Genomic DNA, 25,885 nt, shown 5'->3' with positions numbered 1-25,885 from the left:
TGCCGCGTACAACATGCCCCGCGCTCTTGCCAGAGTTCGGGGCATGTTCTGGGTAAAGTGGACTTCATCACATGTCCGCTACCAGGCTAAGGAGCGCCATCATGCGCGAGATTTTCCTCGCACCCAGCGACTCAACTGACACCTCGCTCGTCCTCCGGGCTGAGGATGGTGAGGAGTTCTTCCTCGAAGTCACCGACGAGCTTCGCGAGCTTTTCGCTCCCGCCGACTCTGCCGAATCCGAGTCCGAAACCGCGGCGGAAGGCTCGGCCGCCCAGGAGGAGGACGACGCCACCACGGCAACCGAAGATTCCTCCACCGCGTCTGCACAGGCTGAGCGCTCCACCGGCTTGCACACCGTCATGCCTGCCTCTGGCGGCTCACCTTCCTCCCCGCAGAGCCAGCCCACACCGCAGGCACAAGAAATCCGCCTGCGCCCCAATGAGATTCAATCCCGCATCCGCGCCGGCGCAACCGCCGCGGAGATCGCTGAGGAACTCGACGTTCCGGAATCCCGTATCGAGCCTTTCGCACACCCGGTGCTCTTGGAGAGGGCGCGCATCGCGGACGTCGCCAAGCAGGCACACCCCATCCGCGAGGATGGCCCGGCCAAGCTCACCCTGTGGGAGATTCTGGCCACTGCTTTCGCCGCGCGCGGGCACTCGCTGTCGGAGGCGACGTGGGATGCCTACCGTCACCAAGGCGAGCCGTGGATCCTCCGCATTACGTGGAAGACCGGGCTGTCCGCCAACGAGGCCGAGTGGACCTTCAAACAGACCATGTCCTCGCCAGCCACGGTGGAGGCACGCAATTCCGTCGCCGCTGACCTGACGGACCCAGACTTCGTACAGCCGGTACGTTCGCTGACCTCTGTAGGCCGCGGAGAGCGCTACGACGAAGCCATCGATGGCCGTGACTACGCCGAGGACCGGGAAGTCAACGAGGATGCGCGCGCTGGTGCCCCCGGTGTGACGGAGCTGTCTTCCTACACCGGCGGCTACGACGACGCTGAGGCCGACGTCGACGGATACGCTGAGCCTTCCGTGCTCCCATCCCCGCACGGTGGAGAGCACCCGGCCGACACCGCAAGCGCTGAGGATGCGTCCGCTAACGAAGAGCCCGCGCAGCAGGCGGAGGAGAAGGAAACTGGAGTGGACGAGGACTTCCTCCAGAACCCGGATCCGGAGCCCAAGCCCACCAAGCGTCGCCGTAAGGCCGTCACCCCGCACTGGGAGGATGTGTTGCTCGGCGTTCGTTCCTCTACCAAGCGCCCCCGCAATTAACGAGTAGCCTGCCGTGGATACCCAAAGCGCCGTTCTCACTCTCTGGTACGTCACCGCCGCCGATCCCGCCGAGGTTCTTCGCGGCGAGCCCAAGGCCGACCGCGGCTTCGGCCGCAAGTTCCTTGCTCAACTCAATCCCTCTCTACCCGTCACGCCCATCGGGCAATTCCCCCTCAACCGTTCCGCCGAGCCCGGCGCGAGCGAGTTCTATGTGGGTGGCTATCCCGGTGTGACAGTCGTGCAGACCATCATCCACGATGATCAGCTGATTCTCTCGCAGCTCTCCCGCACCCTGCGCGAGGCCGTGCCCGCCACGGAGATTTACGCGTTCGCTTCCGATTCGGAGACCGGCTACGCCGGGTTTGCGCACTGGACGGGCAGCCGCCTGCGACGCTCCCTGTGCGGAACGCGCTTTAACCTCTATGAGGATCATGGCTTGCCCGAAACCTTTGAGGCCCCTTTCTGGGCCGGAGAGATGGATGAGCCCGTGGGCGGTATCTCCCTGCCTTTCGAGCCACTCACCATCACCGAAGCCGCCCAGGAGTTCTGGCTGGGCATTGAGGTGGGTGAGGACGGCCCAGACGTGGACGTCGTAGGCTACGCCACCGACGGGCGCCCTGAGCCCAAGGTCGATACTCCCTCGCCCCGCCGAAGCGTGGGCGAGGTAGCCACCACCTCAGTGGCGAAGCTTGGCCTCAACGATTATGACGACTACGAGGAGCACGATCTCGAACCGGAATCCACCGGAGAAGAGATCCTCCGCACCGCCAAGCACCTAGGCGGGCTGGTACGCCGCTACGCGGTATCGACCTCGCGGAGCCTCTGGGAGCGCTGGCGCTCGTAGAAGGCAATGGCCGCCGACGTCGCTACGTTGAGGGAATCCGTGCCCTCTGCCATGGGAATGCGGGCGCGCACGTTGGTGGCACGCATGGCATGCTCGGTCAGTCCTGGCCCCTCCGCACCCACCAGCAGGGCCACCTTGTCTGCGCCTTCGAGGGCGTCGGCAATATGCACAGCATCCGGATGCGGGGTCAGCGACACCAGCCGGAAGCCCTTTTCACGCAGCTGCTCTAGACCCCGCTGCCACGTGGTGAAGCCGCCGTCGAAACGCGCCCAGGGCAGGCGCAAGACATGCCCCATAGAGACACGCACCGAGCGTCGGTAGAGCGGATCCGCCGCACCCGAGCCTAAGAGGATGCCGTCAACATCCATGCCTGCGGCATTGCGGAAAAGCGAGCCGATATTTTCGTGGTCGCCCACGCCTTCCATGATTGCCAGGGTGCGAGCACCGTCTATGACCTCATCTACGGTCCAGGCTTCCGCGCGGTCAGCCGCAGCGACGAGCCCACGGTGCATGTCGAAACCAGTGACCTCCCCCAACGTGGCTCGGGTGACCTGGTAGACGGGGATATCCCCGACATCGTGGTGTTCCAGGAACGTGTCGAGCTTTCCCTCAAAACCAATGATGCAGCGCACCGGGAAGCGGGAGGCGAGCAGGCGCTCCACGCACAGTGGGCCCTCACCAAAAACGAAACCCTCGCCGGACTTATCCGCGTGCTTGAGATCTCGGATATCATCCAGGCGAGGGTCTGTGGGGTCATCAATGACAAAACGCATGGCCCTAGTCTAGGCGCCGGGCCAAGCGCTCATCCCCGGCGGGCTATGCCAACAGCGAGCTGATGGGATCCATGGCGAAGTAGACCACGAAGAGAGCGGCCACGAGCCACATGATCCAGTGGACCTTCTTGGCCTTGCCCGCGAACGTAGCCATCAGTGCATAAGCGATGAAGCCCACGCCAATACCGTTGGCGATGGAGTAGGTAAAGGGCATGACCACGATGGTGAGGAAGGCCGGGATAGCCTCCTCCATGCGGTTCCACTCGATGTCCTTGAGCTGTGCCGCCATCATCACGCCGACGATGACGAGGACGGGTGCCGCCGCCTCAATGGGCACGATCTCGTAGAGCGGAGTGAGGAACATGGCCAGCAGGAAGATGATGCCAGTTACAACGTTAGCCAGGCCGGTGCGGGCACCGTCACCGATACCGGCCGCCGAGTCCGCGAACACGGTGTTGGAGGACACCGAACCGGCACCGCCAGCAACAGCACCAAAGCCTTCGACCACCAGGGCCGTCTTCATCTCCGGCAGGTTGCCCTTCTCATCCACGAGGTTGGCCTGCTTGCCCAGGCCGTTCATGGTGCCCATGGCATCGAAGAAGTTGGTGAGCAGCAGCGTGAAGATGAGCAAGGCGGTGGAGACCACGCCCAGCTTGGTGAAGGCGCTAATCGGATCCACCTGGCCCACAATCGACAGGTCCGGCAGACCGCCCAGGGAACTGGGTACCTCCGGGGTGGCCATGCCCCAGTCCTCGGAACCGGTCAGTGCCTGGATGATCATGGCGATGATGGTGGTGATGACGATGCCGATGAAGAGACCACCACGGACCTGGCGGATGACGAAGAAGCTGCACAGAATCAGGCCCACGACGAAGATGAAGGCCGGCCATGTGGCAATCGAGCCGTTCACGCCCAGGCTCACCGGGACGGTAGTCATCGCAGCATCCGGAACGCGGGTGACAAAGTGGCCGTCCACGAAACCGATGAGCGCGATGAACATGCCGATACCCACGCCCATCGCGGCCTTCATGGAGGCGGGGATGGCGTCGAAGACGGCTTGGCGGAATCCGGAGATGGCCAGCAAAACAATGATCAAGCCTTCAATGACCACGAGGCCCATGGCCTCGCGCCATTCCAAACCGTTGAGGGAAACCATGGTCACGGCCACAAAGGTGTTCATGCCCAGGCCCGCGGCCATGGCGAATGGGTAGCGCGCAATCATGCCGAAGGCAATGGTCATGACACCGGCTACCAAGGCGGTTGCGGCGGCGACCTGAGGGATGCCCAGGGTGGTTCCGGCGGAGTCGGCGGAGGTGCCCAGGATGAGAGGGTTGAGGAGAATGATGTAGGCCATCGCGAAGAACGAGACCACGCCTGCGCGGACCTCGGTTCCTACGGTGGATCCGCGTTCGGAAATCTTGAAATAGCGATCGATAGCTGCGTTCATCGTGAGAGAGCGCCCCTTCTATCTAGAGAAATGAAGTTTTACCTGCTAAGGGTGCTTCATCGAGGCACTAAAACGCAAAACCCGCACGCGGCATCGCTGCTGCGTGCGGGGAGAAGACCACGATTTAATAGATAGGTCTCTCGTCATCGAAGGGGCGCTCCTGCTCCGATCCCTCTTCACGGATGGTCGTGCCGGAATGCGCACCACACCCATAGGTGGCGTGCACCACTTTTCCATCCGCCGAGTATTCATTAGCACAGACACCATAATTAGGCAGCAGTTCGAGATAGAAAGCACAGGTTTTGCACTGCAGCTGGGCTTGGGATGCCATTTCCGAATTCGGCCCATACTTCTTGCGCCAGCGCTCCTTGGCCTCCTTGAGGCCAATCTCGGAGAGCTTCCCTTCCTCCAGCCTGTCGTCATCGGGCGCGGGCGGCATGAGGTCGCCCGGGCCAAGGTCTCCTGGGCGCAGGCGCTCGGAATAAGGAACCCACTCCGGTGCCTGAAGGGCCTGGCCGCCGGGAACAAGCGCGACCTCATTGACGGTCGGCGTACGCGAGCCTTCCGCACAGGCAACAACGGCGTGCCACTCCCACCCCGGATAGCCCGGCACGTGCGCATCAAAGCGGTGAGTGGCCACGTTGCGGCCCACACCGGCAACGCCGCGGTGCTTGCCGACGTCCCCCTCGCCCACCTCCTCCACGGCCCGGCGCGCCAGGTTGACGGCGGTCGAATCGAGAAGCGGGGAATGCATCTTTTTCTTGCGAGTCACTCTCCCATTATTAATCACGTACCGCGCCATAGTGCACAATGACAGTCATGCCTCTCCCCCACACCGCCCGCGCCCTCCGCGCGCTTACTGCCGTCCTCTCCGCTGCCACACTGCTCGCGCCCTTAACATCATGCTCTTCTCAACCCGCACATAAGGACGCATCCTCGTCCGCAGGGACGGGTGGGGCGTCGCCAAGCGCAAGCTCCCCAGAGCGCCTTAGCGTCACCGTCCTCGACACCGCACCCCTACCTCCCGATACCTTCACCCAGGGCTTGGAGGTTGACCCCGCTGGCAACCTGCTGATCGGCACTGGACTCACAGGTAAGTCTCGATTGCTGCGCCTTGAACCGGGTGCGCATACCCCGTCGGAAGAAACCGCGCTCAAGAGCTCATTCTTCGGCGAGGGCATCACTCAGACCGACGCCGGCATCTGGCAGTTGACGTGGAAATCCGGTACGGCTTTCCTGCGTGATCCCGAGACCTTCGAGGAGCTCGACCGTGCCACCTACGACGGCGAAGGCTGGGGCCTGTGCAACGCGGGTTCCGAGCTCATCATGTCCGATGGTTCCGCCACACTGCGTCATCTCGATCCAAAGACCTTTGAGGAGCTCGGCCCACGCACCGAGGTCACTCTCGACGGTTCCCTCGTGGACAACCTCAATGAACTTGAGTGTGTCGATGGCGCGGTCTATGCCAATGTCTGGATGAGCGAGGATATCCTGCGCATCGACCCGGAATCTGGCGTGGTCACTGCGGTCATTGATACCGCGAACCTCAACCACGTTCCCTTTGCAGATCCCAATGCGGTCCTCAACGGCATTGCCCATATCCCGGGCACAGACGAGTTCTGGATCACCGGCAAGCTATGGGATGAGCTGTACCGGGTGCGCTTCGAGTAGGATTTTCAGCCATGGCTACCGTGAAGCAAGCAAGGAAGAAGTCACTGCTGCAATTTCTGGCGCTCATTATCGCCGTGGCAGTCATTGTCGTGGCGGTGGTGATGTTCCAAAAGTGGTGGAATGACCGCCCGGGTCCCGACCCGAAAGACGTCACCATCACAGCCACGGTAGGTGATAAGACACTGGAGGTCGCGCCCTATAGCGCATGCGAGCCCGGCGCCGACTGCGAGGAAGGTGAGGTGCCAAACCTCACGGTGGGCCCCGATGACACGCTGAAGTTGGAGATTCCCGAGGCTATCTACAACCACGAGTGGTCCGTGCTGTCCATCTATGATGACCCGGCCGCCAATGACAGCACCGCTCACGGCGCCAACGAAACCACCTTGCTAGAGATCCCCGGCTCCGTGCCGCCGATTGAGGCCTCCACCGGCGAGCGCCCCCAGCTAAAGGTGGTGGAGATTTCCACGCTCATGATTGGCAGCGATACCAACGGCGAAGAGACCCCAATGCACACGGTGTGGTCCCTGTCCACCATGACGGATGAGGAGCTCAAGGAGTCCAAGGCCACGGGCGAAGCTCCAGCTGAGAAGTAGCAGCGCTGCGGCGCGCGCTGCCCCACGCGCCTACACAAACGACAAAGTGCCCTAGTTGCCAAACTTCGGACTGATCATTGAAAAATCAGCCCAACTTTTGGCAACTAGGGCACTTTTGCAGGTTTAGACCCTTTTGTAGGTTTAGACCTAAGCCTCTAGGCGCTTAGCTATCCAAGTCCTTGGCAATAGCGCGCAGAATCTCAGCCACCTGACGGCCGGTCTTGCGCTCTGGGTAGCGCCCCTGGCTCAGCACAGGTTGCACCTGGGTTTCGAGCAGCGTCATGACGTCGGAAAGCATGCTCGCCAGCTCTTCCGGCTTGCGGGCCGGGGTGCGGCGGCGCGGAGCATCCAGCACCTTCACGCGCAGCGCCTGCGGGCCGCGGCGGCCAGCAGCGAAGTCGAAGTCGATGCGCTGGCCTGGGAACAGCTCATCAACGCCCTTGGGCAGCACATTGCGGCCAACGTAGACGTCTTCATCGCCGGGGTTGCTGACAAAGCCGAAGCCCTTGTCCGCGTCATACCACTTCACTTTGCCGATAGGCATGGCTCTTCACTCACTTTCTTTCCGTCTCTCCTCTTTCAAAGCTTAGGCGCTACCAAGTAGCAGACCTATAGGCTCCGGAATTCTGGAACGAGGAGGCGCGGCGAAGCGTGATCAGAATTCAAGCGGCCGCGCGGAGAAACTATCCGTGGAACTTATAAAGAGATATAGCTTAACCCTGGTCCACCCCAGCAGAAAACCCCTTGCCAGATATCACCCCAGCAACCACACCCGTTACATATGTGATATAGCTAACATTCACGGCGCGAACAGGGAAAACATAAGAGAATCGATACTTTCGTTACCGTTTTAGAGCATTTAACGTGACTGTTTCGTTATAAACCGCTACTCTTTCCCACAGGCACTTCGGCCGCCGGCCGTGGAAGTCTCGCCCCAGACACAGTCCGGGCTTCCACACGGCGGCCACACATGATGTGCATGAACATGAACATCAATTGCAAAACTACATGCCGGACTGGGCATCATCTGGGCGCGAGAAAGCAAGAACAACCTAGAGAAGGAATACTTTAATGGGACGCCACTCCGCTAAGAACAAGTCCATCGCAACCAAGTTTGCCGCTTCCACCGTTGCCGTGGGCGCCGCCGCAGCCATCATGGCTCCGAACGCAGCCGCTGCACCGGATTCCGATTGGGACCGCCTCGCACAGTGCGAGTCCGGCGGCAACTGGGCCATCAACACCGGCAACGGCTACCACGGCGGTCTGCAGTTCAGCGCTCAGACCTGGCAGGCCTTCGGTGGCGGCGAGTTCGCACCGACCGCTAACCTGGCTACCCGCGAGCAGCAGATTGCTGTCGCTGAGCGCACCTTGGCACAGCAGGGCTGGGGCGCATGGCCGGCTTGCTCCGCTAGCCTGGGCCTGAACTCTGCCCCGACCCCGCGCAACGTCAACGCCGCTCCGGCGCCGGCCGCACCGCAGGCTCCGGCTGAGGCACCGCAGGCTGTCCAGGAGGCTGCCGAGCAGCCGACCGATGAGCTGGCTTCCGACGCTCTCTACGCCCTCATCGAGAACACCGCTACCCAGTACGGTCTGACCATCCCGGCTTCCTTCACTGAGCAGTACAAGGCTAACCGCCACAACTTCAACGCCTTCTACTCCGCAAACCGCCACGTCATCGACCCGCTGGCACAGGTTCTGGCTGCACGCTAAGCAGCGCGCAGCGCCGTGCAAGCACGGCACATCGAGGCAAAACTCTAACTACATAAAAAGAGACTGGATGGTGTCCTCCATCCAGTCTCTTTTGGTTTTGCTTAAACCTTTTCCTCAACGGCAACGTCTTCCTTAGCGCGCGACCTATCGAAGGCCAGCAACACTAGACCGACAACGATCCACAGCCCCAGTGCCCACCACGCATGGACGGCACCATTGCCATCAAAGAAGGACAGTGAACGGACCAAGTGGCCCGTCGCGCCGATGGGCATCCACTGCCCCAGCGTCGACCACCCGGCAGGAAGCAGCCATGGTCCCGTCGCCAGACCCGACAGCGGGTTCGCCAGGAAGATGGTCGCCACAGCACCGATTCCGATGCCCGCGGCCCCCATCACTCCCGCGAGGCCGGCGGTTACCGCAGAAGTCGCAAGGATACCCGCTGCGATGGCCATCCACTCGGCAGCGAAGCTGCCACCGAGGGTTCCATAAACCGAGTGCAGCATCCACGTAGCAATAAGCGCACCCACCAGCGCGATACCAACGAGCACTCCCATCTTGATCCACTTCTTACCACGGAATGCAAAGGTGGCAATGACAGCGGAAATAATGCCACCAAAAGCTAGCGGAAGGCCAAGCAATGCAATGCCGCTTGCCTGCGGGTCCTCCTTCGTCGTCGGTGCCAGCTCCCGCTTCTCCACGGTCATCCCCTGAGCCTCGAGCTGGCTCGCAAGACCGTCAACCATCGCAACGTAGGGAGCACCATTTCCCGCGGCCGTGAAAGCATTCGCGCCCTGAGGAGAGATAGCGAGGCCGCCAACAGCCTCACGCTGTAGCACCGCGTCTCGCACCTCCGCCTCGCCGTGCTTCACGACGATCTCCGGGGCCTCATCCCCAGCCGCGCTCTCAATCTTCTGCGAGATGCCATCGAGCATGGGCTCCGGTACAGAGACCGCAATCGGCACTCCGGCTGGCCCGGATGCAAAGGTGGGCGCCAAGAATGCCCACAGCATGAGACCGATAACGATGGGGATCCCCACGATGGCAGCTATCGATTTCACAGCAACCGATGGCTGCTTTCTTTCCCGACTTTTCACCGCTGACATTACATAGCCTCCAAACGGAACAGGATGTTTCACTTACAAAGTGGAGCATAGTGTTCCGTTTGATATGATGCAAGCCGTGAGACAAGATGCAGCAGAAAGCAAGCAAGCCATCGTCGCAGCAGCCAGGCAGCTGCTCATCACCGAGGGACCGGGCGTATCCATGCGCTCAATCGCCAAGAAAGCTGGCGTGGGCGTCGCCACGGTCTCACGCCACTTCCCCGAGCGGCTCTCCCTCATCGTTGCCATCACCAGCGCGGAGGTAGCGAACATCAAGGAAGAGGTGGACAGCCACCTGCAAGGCTTCGACGAGGACCCCGAAGGCACCTGGCGCGATATCATTCATCGCATCGCCGGCCTTAACTTCGCCGCCGTTGTTCAAGCTGCGGCAGCCGAAATGAACACTGCTGCGTTCTCAGACGATGACGCGCAGAAGATCGCTGCCCATCGCACAGCAGAACTGAAATCGATCTACCAACCGATGATCGAACTCGCGCGGCAAGCAGGCCTCTGCCCCGAGTCCCTCACCCCACTCGAACTTCACATCGGCATCGGTCTCATCACCCGCCCGCTGCCCAGAACGCCAGTGAGCACCGACTACCTATCAGGTATACAAGCCCAGCTCATCGATACGCTGCTCGACGGCTTTAAAGCCCAAGCCCGTGCCGACTAGTTCCCGTGCCGACTAGTTGAGGCGCAAGTACATTACAAACACGTATAGCCCCACCGAGGAGAACATTCTCGGAGGGGCTGAAAGCAGGCCAGTCAGGCTCAGCACATTCGCTAAGTGAAGCGCAGATTTCTGCGCGCCAACTTAGCGGTTGATGCGGGTGTACGGGTGTACGTAGTTCAGCTTCTCTGCCGGCATCGGCAGAATCAGATCGTCACCATACGGGCTGGATGCGCCAGCAAACGGTGCAGTGATCTCAGTAATGACGTGCTCGCGGGGGCTGTTCTTCGGCCAAGCCGGGGATACGAAGCCTTTGTTCTCATTCGACATGCTCCTTATTATTCCAAACCCTGCGCCGAAAAGTAACTTAATCACCCAACGAGGGCCCCATCCCTCCCCCGCCTACTAAACTTGATGGCCATCATGACCTCCCCCTCAAACCGCGCCCACGTCACCGAGAGCTACCGCGAATGGCTCAGCCAACTACCCGCTGAAGACTTACGCGCCCTGCTGAGTAACCGCAGCGATGTTCTCTCCCCCGCACCGAAGGACTTCGACGCGCTGGCCTCGCGCCTGACACTTCCGATGCACGTCGCGGATGCCTTGGCGGCAAGCAACGCCGAGCAGCTCGCCGCCTTGGAGGACATCGCACAACGCGGCGGCGAGGTCGACATGGTGGAAGACACCAACCCCACAATCACGAAACAGCTCAAGGAGCGCGGCCTCGTCTTCGGCAACGCCCCGCAGGTACGCATCGTCACCGCGGTGATGGGCTCGCTTCCCACCGGATGGTCGCTGCGCAATCAAGTCGAGTTCGACGCACAAGACATCGAAGCGCTCACTCCAGAAGAGCGCCACATCCTCGACGCTTTGGCCAAGGGCGATGGCGTGGGATACACCACTGACACCGAGCCGGATATCAACTCTGACGACCCCGCCAAGCGCCTGCTGGCCAAAGGTTTCCTGGAGCGCATCAATGCCCACTCGGTACGCCTGCCGCGCGCGCTTGCCCGTGCACTGGTTGGGGACGCCACCCCGCCCATCCCCACCACTCCTTCAGGCCGCGCCGGCACCCCGGAACCGGATTCAAAGGCAGACGACGCCGGTGCCGCGGCGGGCCTCGAGGCCGTGCGTGGCATGGAGAGGCTCATCGAGTTGCTCGGTAGCCACCCGGTCGCGCTGCTCAAGGATTCTTCGGTGGGCGTTCGCCCGCTCAACCAGTTGGCGAAGGACCTCGACTTGGATAAAGAAGAAGTCGGGCGGCTTATTGCTCTAGGACACCACGCCCGGCTTCTCCACCGCGGCGAGCCGGATGGCTTAGAGGGCCATTTCCTCGCCCCCACTACCGGATCCCAGGACTGGCTCGAGGCCGATCTCGGGGAGAAGTGGCGCATTCTTCTCGACGCCTGGCGTACCTCCCCCTGGGCCACGTGGAGCGATACTCGGGTGCTCGCAGACGACAGCGCAGTGCGCCGCCTGCCGCGCTTCCGTAGCTTCGTCCTGGGTGTCTACGCTCACTCAGCAGTCGCGCTGAACAGCGAAGAGTTCTGGGAGGATCTGCGCTTTCGCTCCCCTCTCTTTGCCAGCCACACGCGCACGCTGACCATTGAGAATCTGCGCGCCGAAGCCGAATGGATCGGTGCCATTGCACTGGGCAAAGCCACCCGCGTGCTGGCTGATTCCGCCGCGGCCGCCAGCCTCGTCCCCGATACCGTCAGCGAATTCATCATCCAACAAGATCTCACCGTCCTCGTGCCCGGCCCCCTTGAGCCAGACACACACCGCACCCTCGCCTCCCTGGCGGACCTCGAATCCCCAGGCCTGGCCAGCGTGTATCGCATCAGCGAGTCCACCATCCGCCGCGGCATGGACCAGGGCCTCACCGCCCAGGAAATGACGAGCTTCTTGGACAAGCATTGCCCGACGGGCGTGCCGCAGGCGTTGGAGTTTGCCATCGGGGACGTCGCCAAGCGCCATGGCACCCTCCGCAGCGGGCCGGCGCTCTCATACCTGCGCAGCGAGGACCCCGCGCTCCTGGAGCTTGCCGTCGCATCCGTTGCCGGTCTGCGCCTGCTCGCGCCCACCGTCGCGGTATCGCAGCTGCGCGTGGGCGAGCTGCTGGAGAAGCTGCGAGCGAAGGGCCTATCCCCCACCCCGGAGGATGAATCCGGCGCTTCACTTACCGTCGCCCCCGAGCCCTACCTTTTGCCCACGCCCCGCACGAAGCCCGGCAAGCGCGACCCCGCCTCGGTGGAGCAGGCGCTTCAGGCATTGCAGAAGTCAGCGCAGGACCCGAGCGCACACCAGGAGGAGGAACCGGATCCGCTCACTCTGGCCCGCGCCGCCGCGCGCTTCCACGCCGATATCGTGATTTCCTATGCCGATAAAAGCGGCGATATCCGCACCGTGACCGTGACACCACTCTCCGTTGAGGGCGGCTACATTGATGCCCTAGGCACCGCGGGCAAGCCCGTGCGTTTCCCGGTTCACCGTATTTCCTCCGTCCGCTTCGCCGACAGGGATTAAATCTTTCCCTGACGCCCAGAGTAGAAAGGCCCCATCATGCCCGGACCGCTCATCGTCCAATCGGACAAGACTGTCCTCCTCGAGGTGGATCACCCGCAGGCCAATGAGGCCCGCGCGGCACTCGCGCCCTTCGCCGAGCTGGAGCGCGCGCCCGAGCACATCCACACCTATCGCATCACCCCTCTGGCCCTGTGGAATGCGCGTGCCGCCGGGCACGATGCCGAGCAGGTAGTGGACGTTTTAGAGAACTACTCCCGCTTCCCGGTGCCGCAGGCGCTGCTGATCGACGTCGCCGAGACCATGTCGAGCTACGGCCGCGTGCGCCTGCTGGCGCATCCGGCCCACGGTCTCATCCTCGAATCGGACGAGCCCGTCATCCTGGAGGAGCTCACGCGCACCAAGAAGGTCAGCGAGTTGCTGGGCCCGCGCATCGATGACAACACCATCGCCGTTCCGCCATCCGCGCGCGGGCGGCTGAAACAGGAGCTGCTCAAAGCCAGCTGGCCCGCCGATGACCGCGCCGGTTACGTCGACGGCGAATCCCACCCCATCGCGCTGAGCACAAAGGAGGTGGACTGGCAGCTGCGCGATTATCAGCAGTATGCCGCCGATTCTTTTTGGTCCGGTGGCTCCGGCATCGTGGTCCTGCCGTGTGGCGCGGGCAAAACCATCGTGGGTGCTGCCGCCATGGCCAAAGCACAGGCCACCACGCTCATCCTCGTGACCAACACCGTGGCCGGGCGCCAATGGCGCGATGAACTACTGCGCCGCACCAGCCTGACGCCGGAGGAAATTGGTGAGTACTCAGGCGAGAAGAAAGAGATCAAGCCCATCACCATCGCCACCTACCAAGTGGTCACCCGCAAGACCAAGGGCGAATACCGCGCACTCGAGCTCTTCGATTCCCACGACTGGGGCCTTATCATCTACGACGAAGTCCACCTCTTGCCCGCCCCCGTTTTCCGTATGACCTCCGACTTGCAATCGCGCCGTCGCTTGGGGCTGACCGCCACGCTCATCCGCGAGGACGGCCGCGAGGGCGATGTCTTTTCTCTCATCGGACCCAAGCGTTATGACGCGCCGTGGAAGGAGCTGGAATCCGCCGGATATATCGCCACCGCGGACTGCGTCGAGGTGCGCGTGGACATGACGCAGGAGGAGCGCCTGCTCTATGCCACCGCACAAGCGCGGGAGCGATACCGGATTGCGGCGTCGGCAAGCGCGAAGCTGCGGGCCGTCGACAAGCTGCTGAAGAAACATGCAGGCCAGCAGGCGCTGATCATCGGCGCCTACGTGGACCAGTTGGAGGAGCTCGGTGAGCACCTAGACGCACCGGTCATTGACGGCAAGACTTCCACCGCCAAACGCGAAAAGCTCTTTCAGCAGTTCCGCGAGGGCGAACTTCCCACCCTGGTGGTGTCCAAGGTGGCGAATTTTTCCATCGACCTTCCCGAAGCTGCCCTGGCCATCCAGGTCTCCGGTACCTTTGGCTCCCGCCAGGAAGAAGCGCAGCGCTTGGGCCGTCTGCTACGTCCGAAGAAGGATGGGCAGGAGGCCACCTTCTACACCCTGGTGGCGCGTGAATCGATCGATGCGGAATACGCCATGCACCGCCAGCGCTTTTTGGCCGAGCAAGGTTATGCCTACCGGCTGGTGGACGAAGTAGACTTGTGAGCTGATGAAGATTTTCAAGTTTGAAGTCAACGAAGACTTTGCCAAGAAGAACAATGAGCTCCTGCGTGATTCCGCGCGCCTGCGCAATTCCGGACTCATCATGGGCCTCTTATTTATCATCGGCGGCATTGCCGTCTACTTCGGCATGGAGGCCGTCTGGCGCATCACGCTAGCGCTGGGCATGGTGCTCTTCGGAATCTTTTGCGCCGTCATCGGCGTCTTGGCCTCAAGCAAGGTCGGCTCGGCTCAGAAACTTTATGATTCCTATCCGTTAGCCCCCGCCGTCGTCGCAGAGGTCAACGAGCGCGACATGGTCCTCATGGCGCTGGTGAATACCAACGTGGACCCGAAGGCTCCGCCGCGCTGGGGCGCCTGCCTGCGCACGGTCACCAATATCCCGGGCATTAAGCGCACCGTGGGAACCAAGGTTCCGGTGGCCGCGGTCTCCGGCCAGCGCAGCAGCGACGACAAGGAACATTGGCAGCAGATCACCCCCATGCCGATTGCCTGGGGCACCCCAGATGCGGAGACCGTGACGATTGCCCGCAAGTCCATTCCGGAAGATCAGTGGCAGCGCCTCGAGCGCGCCCGCAAGCGTCTAACCGATGTAAAAGCTACGAAATACGATCTACTGGTACTCTAAATGACTGTTGAGAGACTACAAGAATTTGGCGAAACCATCTTCGCCACCATGACCGCTCTCGCCGTGGAGAATGACGCGGTGAACCTAGGCCAGGGTTTCCCCGATAGCGACGGCCCACAGCGCATGCTGGAGATTGCCCAGGAGAACATCGCCGGCGGCAACAACCAATACGCTCCCCTTCGCGGCGTCTCGGAACTGCTCAGCGCCATCGCGGAGACCTACTCCGTACCCCAGGACCACGTCGTGGTCACCGCCGGCGCTACCGAAGCGATTACCGCCACGGTGCTCGGCTTGGTAGAACCGGGCCACGAGGTCATTGTCCTCGAGCCCTACTACGATGCCTATGCCGCTGCCATCGCGCTTGCCGACGCCACCCGCATCCCCGTCCCCTTGAAGGAATCCGGCAATAGCTGGGATATCGACGTCGATGCGGTGCGTGCAGCCGTGACCGATAAGACCGCCATGGTCATCATCAACACCCCGCACAACCCGACCGGCTCGGTCTTCTCCCGAGAAGCACTCACCGAGCTCGCCGAGCTCTGCGTGGAAAGGGACCTCCTCGTGTTGGCCGACGAAGTCTACGAAAACCTCACCTTCGGCACCGAACACGTCAGCATCGCATCCCTGCCGGGGATGGCTTCGCGCACGGTCACAGTTTCTTCTGCCGCCAAGTCCTTCAACTGCACCGGGTGGAAGACCGGCTGGGCCATTGCAGAGCCTAAGCTTCTCGACGGCGTCATCAAAGCCAAGCAATTCACCACCTTCGTCTCCACCACGCCCTTCCAGCCGGCCGTGGCCCATGCCCTGCGTTATGAACAGGATTGGCTAGACGGCATGGTGTCTGAACTTGCAGAGTGCCGCAGCATCCTTGTAGAAGGTCTCAAGCAACTGGGATTCCACGTCCATGACACCGGCGGCACTTACTATGTGGTTGCCGATGTCTCCTCTACCGGTTTAAGCGGCATTGATTTCTGCATGCAGCTGCCCGAAACGAAGGGCGTGGCCGCCATCCCGCTAGCCGCTTTCACGGACAATCCCGAGCCGTGGAAGTACAAGGTGCGCTTTGCTTTCTGCAAGCGCCCTGAGGTCATCCGGGAGGCCGTGCGACGCCTAACGGACGAAAGATAGACCTGCGGCACAGAGCTTTGTGCTCAGAGTTGACCATTAATCGCCCCGAGCACACGAACGCAATCCTTCACTTAACCCGCCAGCAGTCCAATCCCAACATTAACGGCAGCATGTAGAATTGAGCACTCAATGATGCTGCCCGAACGATATCTCACCGCGCCAAGTATCCAGCCACTGAGGAACTGAACGGGAAGTATCGGCCACAGATGCACATCAACACTCAATAGCACGAGGTGAGGCACGAGAAAAAGAGCGGCCTGAAGAGTGTTCCCACCCCATAGTCCCCAGCGTCGAAGAAACAAGCCGCCGAGGAATCCTCGGAAGAAAATCTCCTCGCCTACGGCTCTAAGAATCGCGGCACCACTTACCCCTTGGACGAGAACGACACCTGGGAGGGTAAGACTAGCTGTCGGCACGAGACGGATGGGCCTGACCCCCGGAAAGTAGACACGTCGGGGGTTAGCTATGCTGCTTGGGTCAGTGTAGCTGATGTGAGTGCTTCGAAGTCATCGGGGGCTAGAAGGTTGCACCAGGAGTGCCGTCTGCGCGTGTTGTAGCGCATGCACCATCGGAAGACTTCTTGGCGGCAGATGATGGGATTGTCAAAAACTTTCCTATCTCGCAGAACTTCACGCTTTAAAGTGGCGTTAAACGATTCTGCCAGGGCATTATCGGCACTCGTTCCCACTGCTCCCATGGATTGGCGAACACCAAGTTGGGTGCAGTGGTCTTGAAAAGCCTGTGAGGTGTACACACTGCCATGATCAGAATGGAAAATTACCCCTTTAAGGCTTCCGCGAACCTTGCTGGCATGGGACAAAGCTTCGATAACCAGCGATACCCGCATGTGATCGGCGAGCGCATGACCGACAAGTTTGCGCGAGTAGACGTCGATGACTGTGGCAAGGTACATGTTCTTGCCTCCCTTACACGGCAGGTAGGTGATATCGCCTACATACACCTGGTTCGGCTTATCAGCGGTGAATTTGCGGCCTACTAAATCTGGCATGACTCGATGACCAGGCTTGCGCCTGGTAGTGACACATCGACGTTGTTTGGTAAAGCCTTTTAGCCCCATGGATTTCATAATGCGTGCGACCTTCTTGTGATTGATCGGAGGAAAGTCCGTATCGGCTTTAAGGCTTGCAGCGATGCGTTTAGCACCATAAAGCCCGTGCTCATCATCGAAGATGCTCTTGATTCGTGCACCAATAAGAGCATCCGAACACATCTTTAACCTGCGTTTTTCGCGGGTGTTGACCCATTTGTAGAACGAGGAGCGATTGAGCTTTAACACGTGGCACATCCGCTTGACCGAGTACTCGGTTCGATGGTCATAGACAAACTGGAAGCGGATTACCAGCGTGTCTCTTCGGCAAAATATTTCGCGGCCTTACGCAGGATATCGCGTTCTTCACGAAGCTTAGAGACTTCTTTTTCTAGCTGACGGATTCGTTCAGAATCAGTCGTCGCCTGTGCCTTGTCGCGCATGCTTTTTGTGCGGACACGCTTGCCGGTGCCGTACTGCTTAAGCCAGGAATAAAGTGAGGAACGATTGATTCCTAGCTCTGCTGAAGCCGCGTGAAGTGAGAGGTCCTCATTGTTTTCGTAGAGGGCCACAGCATCACGTTTGAACTGTTCGGAGTACCTAGGCATGGTGGTAGATTACCTTTCTTCCCAACCCAACAGGGCTGGATATCAGGTGTCTACCTAACAGGGGTCAGGTCCGATACCAAGGTAACCAATTCCTAGCAGCACAGGGAACAAAACGAGGCTTAACCCTGCCGCTTGCCAGCTTCCCCATCGCAACCCCACATGTGCCCGGGCACGGGACACCCCAAGTGACTTTCGCCGGAAAAAAATATAGAGCACTGAGGGCCAGAGGAATAAAAGAAATTCAATCATATTTCTTTTCCTTTACCGTGAATGGGCGAAACGACGTTGCCATAAAGTTCTCCCGACTTCAATTGTAGGATTCGCATGCGAGGACGACGGCCCAACAGCGGTGGGGTAAGTCATACCGCTCTGGGCGCTAAGAGCTAAGAGCCGACTTCGGCGCTAGCACGGCTATTGGTTGGTAGTGAGGCGGAAACCGTGAAAAGGGACCGTTGAAGCGGTGGTGCTTCAACGGTCCCTTTTTGTTGTATTGAGTTGTTTATTGTTGTTTGGTGTCGGCGGTTTCTTACTCTCCCACAACCTCCCGGTTGCAGTACCATCAGCGTTAGCAGGCTTAGCTTCCGGGTTCGGAATGGGTCCGGGCGTTTCCCTGCTGCTATAGGCCACCGACAAACACTCGAGGCATCTTTGTGCCTGGTTGGGTGTGTTGTGTCAGATACTGTGTAGTGGACGCAAGCGACAGTGTGAATAATTGTGTCTTTGTTGTGTTTGTTGTTTCCACACTCGAAAAGGAGTGTGTGTGTTTGTTTTGGTCTATTAGTACCAGTAGCCTTCACACCTTGCGGTGCGTCCAGGTCTGGCCTATCAACCCCATCGTCTGTGGGGGACCTCAAATACGAAACCTCATCTTAAAACAGGCTTCCCGCTTAGATGCTTTCAGCGGTTATCCCTTCCGTACGTAGCCAACCAGCGATGCTCCTGGCGGAACAACTGGCACACTAGAGGTACGTCCGTCCCGGTCCTCTCGTACTAGGGACAGCCTTCTTCAAGTTTCAACGCGCGCGGCGGATAGAGACCGAACTGTCTCACGACGTTCTGAACCCAGCTCGCGTGCCGCTTTAATGGGCGAACAGCCCAACCCTTGGGACCTACTCCAGCCCCAGGATGCGACGAGCCGACATCGAGGTGCCAAACCATCCCGTCGATATGGACTCTTGGGGAAGATCAGCCTGTTATCCCCGGGGTACCTTTTATCCGTTGAGCGACACCACATCCACAAGTAGGTGCCGGATCACTAGTCCCGACTTTCGTCCCTGTTCGACATGTCTGTCTCACAGTCAAGCTCCCTTGTGCACTTACACTCACCACCTGATTGCCAACCAGGCTGAGGGAACCTTTGGGCGCCTCCGTTACATTTTGGGAGGCAACCGCCCCAGTTAAACTACCCACCAGGCACTGTCCCCAACCCAGATCATGGGCCAAGGTTAGACATCCAATCCGATCAGAGTGGTATTTCAACAACGACTCCACAACCACTAGCGTGGCCGCTTCATAGTCTCCCACCTATCCTACACAAACCGAACCGAACACCAATACCAAGCTATAGTGAAGGTCCCGGGGTCTTTTCGTCCTGCCGCGCGTAACGAGCATCTTTACTCGTAGTGCAATTTCACCGGGCCTGTGGTTGAGACAGCAGAGAAGTCGTTACGCCATTCGTGCAGGTCGGAACTTACCCGACAAGGAATTTCGCTACCTTAGGATGGTTATAGTTACCACCGCCGTTTACTGGGGCTTAAATTCTCAGCTTCGCAGCCAAAAGACTACTAACCGGTCCTCTTAACCTTCCAGCACCGGGCAGGCGTCAGTCCATATACATCAACTTCACGTCTTCGCATGGACCTGTGTTTTTGATAAACAGTCGCTTCCCTCTATTCTCTGCGACCCCACAACCCACCACACTCGCAAAGAGTGCTTAAGTCGTGTGGTCCCCCTTCTCCCGAAGTTACGGGGGCATTTTGCCGAGTTCCTTAACCACAGTTCACCCGAACGCCTTAGTATTTTCAACCTGACCACCTGTGTCGGTTTAGGGTACGGGCCATACATCCACATCGCTAGAGGCTTTTCTCGACAGTACTAGATCACCAACTTCACCCACACTTGGGCTACGCATCACGCCTCAGGTTTAACGGTGCGCGGATTTACCTACACACCACCTCACACGCTTACACCAACAATCCACTAAGCGGCATGGCTACTACACTGTGTCACCCCATCACTTGAACCACACATCAGGCCCCACGACATCAACAAACCACACACTCAAAGAGTGCACAATCCGTATCCGCGGTGGTTAGTATCAGTGCTTTATCATGGGCGCGGATATACGGGTACCAGAATATCAACTGGTTATCCATCGACTACGCCTGTCGGCCTCGCCTTAGGTCCCGACTCACCCTGGGAAGACGAACTTGACCCAGGAACCCTTAGTCATCCGGCGGGAAGGATTCTCACCTTCCAATTCGTTACTCATGCCTGCATTCTCACTCGCACACACTCCACGCCTCCTTACGGTAACGCTTCAACACATGCACGACGCTCCCCTACCCAAACAAAAAAGTTTGCCGCGGCTTCGGCGGTGTGCTTGAGCCCCACTACATTGTCGGCGCAGGACCACTCGACCAGTGAGCTATTACGCACTCTTTCAAGGATGGCTGCTTCTAAGCCAACCTCCTGGCTGTCTTCGCGATCCCACATCCTTTTCCACTTAGCACACCCTTAGGGGCCTTAACCGGCGATCTGGGCTGTTTCCCTCTCGACTATGAAGCTTATCCCCCACAGTCTCACTGCCGCACAACACAATTGATGGCATTCGGAGTTTGGCTGACATTGCTAAGATTGTAGTCCCGCTCAACCAACCAGTAGCTCTACCTCCACCAAGCTACATGCGACGCTGCACCTAAATGCATTTCGGGGAGAACCAGCTATCACGGAGTTTGATTGGCCTTTCACCCCTACCCACAGCTCATCCCCGCAGTTTTCAACCTACGTGGGTTCGCGCCTCCACAGCATCTTACTACTGCTTCACACTGGCCATGGGTAGATCACCCCGCTTCGGGTCCAGGACACGCCACTCAAAACACCCCATTAGGATTCGGTTTCCCTACGGCTACCCCACACGGGTTAACCTCGCGACATGCCGCTGACTCGCAGGCTCATTCTTCAAAAGGCACGCCATCACACAACAAAAAGTGCTCTGACGGATTGTAAGCACATGGTTTCAGGAACTATTTCACTCCCCTCCCGGGGTACTTTTCACCATTCCCTCACGGTACTCATACACTATCGGTCACACTGAGTATTTAGGCTTACCGGGTGGTCCCGGCAGATTCACAGCAGATTCCACGAGCCCGCTGCTACTCGGGCAACCCAACAACCCATGCATTGCAGCCTTCAACTACGGGACTATCACCCTCTACGGTAGGCGTTTCCACACCACTTCACCTAACAACAACACACAAGCAAACCAGTGGTAGCTGGCTTCCATTGGGGCCCACAACACCGCACACACAACCCCTACCAAGTATCACATGCACACGGTTTAGCCTCATCCACGTTCGTTCGCCACTACTAGCAGAATCATATTTTATTTTCTTCTCCTACGGGTACTGAGATGTTTCACTTCCCCGCGTAAACCCCCACAACAGCTATGAATTCACTGAAGGGTAACACCCCATAACAGGTGCCAGGTTTCCCCATTCGGACATCCTCGGATCAACGCTTTATTGACAACTCCCCGAGGCTTAACGCAGCCTTACACGTCCTTCATCGGCTCAGCATGCCAAGGCATCCACCATGCGCCCTAAATAACGAACACACAACCAACAAGGCAACCACCACAAAAGCAGCAGAAGACAGTGTTGGTGTGAACACACAAAACACAAAAGAACAAAGAAATCACACAAACCACAACCCACCACCAACACACGCACAAAGCACGTATCAGCAGCAAGCATATGGTTTAATGCTCGCGTCCACTATACAGTTCTCACACAACACCCCACACCAGCCCAACAACCAGAACATTAAGCACTCTGACCATCAAGCTCATGTGGGTTAAACAACCAGGGAACAATGCCCCAGACACCCAACAATGCACCACGTACTTTTAAAAAATGTTAGTCAACCATTCTGGTTAAGATGTATCTCCACCCGATTAAACAAACGGTGGCAGCAAAACAATCGTTCACTCAACCACCACGCACATGAAAACACTCACATGCTTAAAGACACCAACTGGTGCCACAAATAAAGCTCCTTAGAAAGGAGGTGATCCACCCGCACCTTCCGGTACGGGTACCTTGTTACGACTTCGTCCCAATCGCCGATCCCACCTTCGACAGCTCCCTAACAAGTTTAGGCCACTGGCTTCGGGTGTTACCAACTTTCATGACGTGACGGGCGGTGTGTACAAGGCCCGGGAACGTATTCACCGCAGCATTGCTGATCTGCGATTACTAGCGACTCCGACTTCATGGGGTCGAGTTGCAGACCCCAATCCGAACTAAGGCCGGCTTTCAGCGATTCGCTCCACCTCACAGTGTCGCTGCGCGTTGTACCGACCATTGTAGCATGTGTGAAGCCCTGGACATAAGGGGCATGATGATTTGACGTCATCCCCACCTTCCTCCGAGTTAACCCCGGCAGTCTCTCATGAGTCCCCAACCAAATGCTGGCAACATAAGACAAGGGTTGCGCTCGTTGCGGGACTTAACCCAACATCTCACGACACGAGCTGACGACAACCATGCACCACCTGTACACCAACCACAAGGGACACTACATCTCTGCAGCAATCTGGTGTATGTCAAGCCCAGGTAAGGTTCTTCGCGTTGCATCGAATTAATCCACATGCTCCGCCGCTTGTGCGGGCCCCCGTCAATTCCTTTGAGTTTTAGCCTTGCGGCCGTACTCCCCAGGCGGGGCGCTTAATGCGTTAGCTACGGCACAGAAGACGTGGAAGCCCCCTACACCTAGCGCCCACCGTTTACGGCATGGACTACCAGGGTATCTAATCCTGTTTGCTACCCATGCTTTCGCTCCTCAGCGTCAGTAACTGCCCAGAGACCTGCCTTCGCCATCGGTGTTCCTCCTGATATCTGCGCATTTCACCGCTACACCAGGAATTCCAGTCTCCCCTACAGCACTCAAGTTATGCCCGTATCGCCTGCACGCCCGAAGTTAAGCCCCGGAATTTCACAGACGACGCGACAAACCACCTACGAGCTCTTTACGCCCAGTAATTCCGGACAACGCTCGCACCCTACGTATTACCGCGGCTGCTGGCACGTAGTTAGCCGGTGCTTCTTATACAGGTACCGTCACTTGCGCTTCGTCCCTGTCGAAAGGAGTTTACAACCCGAAGGCCGTCATCCCCCACGCGGCGTCGCTGCATCAGGCTTCCGCCCATTGTGCAATATTCCCCACTGCTGCCTCCCGTAGGAGTCTGGGCCGTATCTCAGTCCCAATGTGGCCGTACACCCTCTCAGGCCGGCTACCCGTCGACGCCTTGGTAGGCCATTACCCCACCAACAAGCTGATAGGCCGCGAGCTCATCTTGCACCGAAAAAACTTTCCAACCACCACACTAAAGGCAGTTCATATCCGGTATTAGACCCAGTTTCCCAAGCTTATCCCAGAGTGCAAGGCAGATCACCCACGTGTTACTCACCCGTTCGCCACTCGAGTACCAGTGCAAGCACTGGCCTTTCCGTTCGACTTGCATGTGTTAAGCACGCCGCCAGCGTTCGTCCTGAGCCAGGATCAAACTCTCCACAAAAAGGCCGTGAAAAGCCCAAACCTAGACAAACAGACAAACCACACCGCATGATGCAAACACACCACACGGACTGGCTATCCAAAAATTACATAAAGAAAAAATCCAAAAACCAACCCCCAACCCGACGGGGATATACAAGGAGGCTGGCCCAGTCAGAAGATTTTAAACAATACGCCCAAACAACTTATGTTATTTACAATGACGCCGCTAAAAGGAAAAGCGCCATCCGGCATACACCAACCGTGCCACACATACGGCACAACACGGCCAGAACAAATAAAATCAACCAACAAAAAAGTACATTGGCACACTATTGAGTTCTCAAACATCATCCGCACACCACAACAAAAATTAACCAAACGTTAACCCTCTTGCAGCGGCCCGAACAACACTACCCAACAAGCTCAACCAAAGTCAAACCCGCCGAACAACCATTGCCCGAACATCTACCACCAGTTAACCTCCCGGCTACCTCGCGGCGACCTCGATAAATATACGCACACCCCCAACAAACAACAAATCCCCAGGCAGATGCACTTTTTGGCACTCTTCCTGGGGCGGTTTCCTGGCTGTCGGGCAGTCCACCTGAATGTTAATAGCTAGTGGTAACAGGCCAACAGCCCATCCGGGCCATCGATAACAGTGATGGGTGTTTCGAAGATGGGCGTAAGGATCTCATCGCGCATGATCTCCTCCGGACTGCCGAAAGAAACGATGCGTCCATCCTTGGCCGCACAAATATAGTCGGCATAACGAGCAGCAAAGTTGATGTCATGGAGAACGATGATGATCGTCCGGCCAAATTCCTTGGCGGCCTTCCGCAAATGCTTCATCATCTCCACGGAGTGTGAGATGTCGAGGTTGTTGAGGGGTTCGTCGAGAAGCACGTAATCCGTCTCTTGGCAGAGCACCATCGCCACATATGCGCGCTGGCGCTGCCCACCGGATAGCTCGTCGAGATAGCGGTTCTCCAATTCACGCAAATGGAAGAAGTCGATGTAGCGCGAGACTATCTCTTCATCTTCCACGGTCAGGCGCCCCTTCGAGTAAGGGAAACGGCCGAAGCTCACCAGCTGGCGTACGGTCAGCTTGGTAATGAAGTGATTCTCCTGGCGCAGGATGGAGAGAATCTTCGCCAAGTCCTGCGAATTCGTGGAGGACACGTCGTAACCGGCGACCTCGATGGTGCCCTCGTCGACGTCGAGAAGCCGGCCAATCATCGTCAGCATCGTGGACTTGCCCGCACCATTCGGCCCAATCAGCGCAGTGATACCACCGGAGGGGATCTCCAGATCGATGGGGCCAATGTTGGTCTCACCGGAGTAGGACTTGGAAACTTTGGAAAGTTTGATCACAGCTTGCCCTTTCGCAGAATGACCAGAAGGAAGACGCTGCCGCCCACTAGCTCGATAATGATGGAGACCACGCCCTGCGCATAGAAGACGTGCTGCATGAGGAAGTAAGCGCCAGTGAGAACAGCAAAGGCCGTGGCAATTGCCATTGGGAACAAAAAGCGGTGGTCATACGTCTCCGCTGCCTGGTAGGCCAAGGTTGCCACGAGGAAGCCAAGGAAGGTCATGGGTCCTACAAGCGCGGTGCTCGTCGCCATAAGAATGGAGACCAACATCAGCGTATAAATTGCATTGACCTTGTGGTTAACACCAAGGTTCGTCGCAGCATCGCGGCCCAGGGCTAGCACGTTGAGCTGGCGGGAATTCAGGTACATCAGCAGTGTCACCGCGAGAACCAACGGTATGGCGATGGGATAGTACTCGCTCTCCGCGTTGTTTACGGAACCAAAGAGCCGCGCGGTGAGCACGTCGAATTCACTGGGTGTCAGCATGCGCTGCATAAACGTCGAGAGCGATCCCAAGCCCCCACCGATAATGATGCCGACCAGCAACATCGCATGCATATTGTTGCGGCGGCTGGTCAGCAGCCAGGAGTACAGCACGAGGGATAGGGCCACCATGAGCACAAGCTGCACAAGGAAGGTACCCATGTTGCGGGCCTGAGTTAGGCCGGAGGCGCCAAGGAAAAAGATCGTCGCTGTATTAATTGCTACGTACAAGGACTCAAACCCCATGATGGAAGGAGTGAGAATCCGGTTGTTCGTCACCGTATGGAAAGCCACCGTAGCCACGGCCTGGCATACGGCGACGATCGCCATGGCCGTCACTGCATCAGCGCGGCGACGTGCAATCAGCCACCATTTGCGGGTGCCAAATTCCATGGGGTTGTCATAGGCCAAGAGCCCAAAGGCGAAGGCCAGACCGGCAACAATCAAGGCAGCGAGGATGATCCAGTATTTTCGTGCCGCAGCAGCAGACTGGAAGCTACCCACGTGTCGCCGGGCACGTGACGTTTGCACAG

The 25,885-nt window shown here is 58.7% G+C and carries 20 protein-coding genes and 3 rRNA genes; 10 read left to right on the top strand and 13 right to left on the bottom strand.

The annotated features are described in order from the left end of the window. Positions 1–101: 101 nt before the first annotated feature. A complete protein-coding gene (gene sepH / locus CAURIM_RS03950) occupies positions 102–1,280 on the top strand; it encodes a septation protein SepH (protein ID WP_201828550.1) in 1,179 nt (392 codons plus the stop codon). Between the two features lie 13 nt (positions 1,281–1,293). Further along, positions 1,294–2,124 (top strand): DUF6928 family protein, encoded by an 831-nt coding sequence (locus CAURIM_RS03945; protein WP_201828551.1) that lies wholly within the window; start codon positions 1,294–1,296, stop codon positions 2,122–2,124. On the opposite strand, the gene CAURIM_RS03940 is transcribed toward CAURIM_RS03945, so the two are convergent. The 3 genes from CAURIM_RS03940 to CAURIM_RS03930 all read right to left on the bottom strand — a co-directional run bounded on the left by CAURIM_RS03940 (position 2,076) and on the right by CAURIM_RS03930 (position 5,098). After that, complete coding sequence (locus tag CAURIM_RS03940) at positions 2,076–2,897, bottom strand: TrmH family RNA methyltransferase (RefSeq protein ID WP_070745052.1); 822 nt, start codon at positions 2,895–2,897, stop codon at positions 2,076–2,078. The genes CAURIM_RS03945 and CAURIM_RS03940 overlap by 49 nt on opposite strands. 43 nt (positions 2,898–2,940) lie before the next feature. Further along, positions 2,941–4,344, bottom strand: a complete 1,404-nt coding sequence (locus CAURIM_RS03935; protein WP_201828552.1) for an NCS2 family permease — start codon at positions 4,342–4,344, stop codon at positions 2,941–2,943. A gap of 124 nt (positions 4,345–4,468) precedes the next feature. Further along, on the bottom strand, positions 4,469–5,098 hold the full coding sequence (locus CAURIM_RS03930) for a DUF3027 domain-containing protein (protein ID WP_236659427.1): 630 nt from the start codon (positions 5,096–5,098) through the stop codon (positions 4,469–4,471). Positions 5,099–5,163: 65 nt separating this feature from the next. On the opposite strand from CAURIM_RS03930, the gene CAURIM_RS03925 reads away from it, so the two are divergent. Both CAURIM_RS03925 and CAURIM_RS03920 read left to right on the top strand, forming a co-directional pair. Next, positions 5,164–6,015, top strand: coding sequence for a glutaminyl-peptide cyclotransferase (locus CAURIM_RS03925; RefSeq protein ID WP_236659307.1), 852 nt, complete (start codon positions 5,164–5,166; stop codon positions 6,013–6,015). Positions 6,016–6,026: 11 nt separating this feature from the next. Beyond that, the gene (locus tag CAURIM_RS03920; protein ID WP_201828555.1) at positions 6,027–6,608 is read left to right on the top strand and encodes a DUF2771 domain-containing protein; all 582 of its coding nucleotides are present in this window, start codon (positions 6,027–6,029) and stop codon (positions 6,606–6,608) included. Between the two features lie 163 nt (positions 6,609–6,771). Here the strand turns inward: CAURIM_RS03920 and CAURIM_RS03915 are convergent, their stop codons facing one another. Further along, positions 6,772–7,152, bottom strand: coding sequence for a cold-shock protein (locus CAURIM_RS03915; RefSeq protein ID WP_070745043.1), 381 nt, complete (start codon positions 7,150–7,152; stop codon positions 6,772–6,774). Positions 7,153–7,679: 527 nt separating this feature from the next. Here CAURIM_RS03915 and CAURIM_RS03910 point away from each other — a divergent pair. Then, complete coding sequence (locus tag CAURIM_RS03910; RefSeq protein WP_201828556.1) at positions 7,680–8,318, top strand: resuscitation-promoting factor Rpf1 domain-containing protein; 639 nt, start codon at positions 7,680–7,682, stop codon at positions 8,316–8,318. A gap of 101 nt (positions 8,319–8,419) precedes the next feature. On the opposite strand, the gene CAURIM_RS03905 is transcribed toward CAURIM_RS03910, so the two are convergent. Next, positions 8,420–9,376, bottom strand: a complete 957-nt coding sequence (locus tag CAURIM_RS03905) for an ABC transporter permease (RefSeq protein WP_232748464.1) — start codon at positions 9,374–9,376, stop codon at positions 8,420–8,422. A gap of 112 nt (positions 9,377–9,488) precedes the next feature. Between CAURIM_RS03905 and CAURIM_RS03900 the strand changes: the two genes are divergently transcribed. After that, entirely contained in the window at positions 9,489–10,091 is a 603-nt protein-coding gene (locus CAURIM_RS03900) for a TetR/AcrR family transcriptional regulator (protein ID WP_236659308.1), read from the top strand. Positions 10,092–10,232: 141 nt separating this feature from the next. On the opposite strand, the gene CAURIM_RS03895 is transcribed toward CAURIM_RS03900, so the two are convergent. Further along, positions 10,233–10,418: a hypothetical protein gene (locus CAURIM_RS03895; protein ID WP_070523044.1), complete on the bottom strand. Its 186-nt coding sequence runs from the start codon at positions 10,416–10,418 to the stop codon at positions 10,233–10,235. 93 nt (positions 10,419–10,511) lie between these two features. On the opposite strand from CAURIM_RS03895, the gene CAURIM_RS03890 reads away from it, so the two are divergent. From CAURIM_RS03890 to CAURIM_RS03875, 4 genes are read left to right on the top strand one after another with little or no spacing between them, the layout of a single operon-like run. Next, positions 10,512–12,614 (top strand): helicase-associated domain-containing protein, encoded by a 2,103-nt coding sequence (locus tag CAURIM_RS03890; protein ID WP_201828558.1) that lies wholly within the window; start codon positions 10,512–10,514, stop codon positions 12,612–12,614. Positions 12,615–12,650: 36 nt separating this feature from the next. After that, positions 12,651–14,288, top strand: coding sequence for a DNA repair helicase XPB (locus CAURIM_RS03885; RefSeq protein WP_201828559.1), 1,638 nt, complete (start codon positions 12,651–12,653; stop codon positions 14,286–14,288). Positions 14,289–14,292: 4 nt separating this feature from the next. Continuing rightward, positions 14,293–14,931, top strand: coding sequence for a DUF3239 domain-containing protein (locus CAURIM_RS03880; protein ID WP_201828560.1), 639 nt, complete (start codon positions 14,293–14,295; stop codon positions 14,929–14,931). Further along, positions 14,932–16,059: an aminotransferase class I/II-fold pyridoxal phosphate-dependent enzyme gene (locus CAURIM_RS03875; protein WP_201828561.1), complete on the top strand. Its 1,128-nt coding sequence runs from the start codon at positions 14,932–14,934 to the stop codon at positions 16,057–16,059. It begins immediately after the preceding gene. 71 nt (positions 16,060–16,130) lie between these two features. Here the strand turns inward: CAURIM_RS03875 and CAURIM_RS12900 are convergent, their stop codons facing one another. The 7 genes from CAURIM_RS12900 to CAURIM_RS03845 form a co-directional block, all read right to left on the bottom strand. Beyond that, positions 16,131–16,475: a CPBP family intramembrane glutamic endopeptidase gene (locus CAURIM_RS12900; RefSeq protein WP_168165688.1), complete on the bottom strand. Its 345-nt coding sequence runs from the start codon at positions 16,473–16,475 to the stop codon at positions 16,131–16,133. A gap of 47 nt (positions 16,476–16,522) precedes the next feature. Next, a protein-coding gene (locus CAURIM_RS03870; RefSeq protein ID WP_408909948.1) for an IS3 family transposase occupies positions 16,523–17,715 on the bottom strand; the annotation gives its coding sequence in 2 pieces (ribosomal slippage) (positions 16,523–17,433 and positions 17,433–17,715; 1,194 coding nt in all). Positions 17,716–18,228: 513 nt separating this feature from the next. Beyond that, a 5S ribosomal RNA gene (gene rrf / locus CAURIM_RS03865) occupies positions 18,229–18,346 on the bottom strand. A gap of 127 nt (positions 18,347–18,473) precedes the next feature. Then, a 23S ribosomal RNA gene (locus CAURIM_RS03860) occupies positions 18,474–21,550 on the bottom strand. A gap of 445 nt (positions 21,551–21,995) precedes the next feature. Next, positions 21,996–23,512, bottom strand: a 16S ribosomal RNA gene (locus tag CAURIM_RS03855). Together the 16S, 23S and 5S rRNA genes form the textbook arrangement of a ribosomal RNA operon. Before the next feature lie 599 nt (positions 23,513–24,111). Beyond that, the gene (locus tag CAURIM_RS03850) at positions 24,112–24,867 is read right to left on the bottom strand and encodes an iron ABC transporter ATP-binding protein (protein ID WP_070717248.1); all 756 of its coding nucleotides are present in this window, start codon (positions 24,865–24,867) and stop codon (positions 24,112–24,114) included. After that, complete coding sequence (locus CAURIM_RS03845) at positions 24,864–25,883, bottom strand: iron chelate uptake ABC transporter family permease subunit (protein ID WP_201829620.1); 1,020 nt, start codon at positions 25,881–25,883, stop codon at positions 24,864–24,866. Before CAURIM_RS03845 ends, CAURIM_RS03850 begins: the two co-directional genes overlap by 4 nt. Positions 25,884–25,885: the final 2 nt, after the last annotated feature.

Source organism: Corynebacterium aurimucosum, from assembly GCF_030408555.1.
GTDB classification, from domain to species: Bacteria; Actinomycetota; Actinomycetes; order Mycobacteriales; family Mycobacteriaceae; genus Corynebacterium; species Corynebacterium aurimucosum.
Note: the sequence above shows the minus strand (reverse complement) of the source record. Positions and strands in the feature narration are given on the sequence as shown.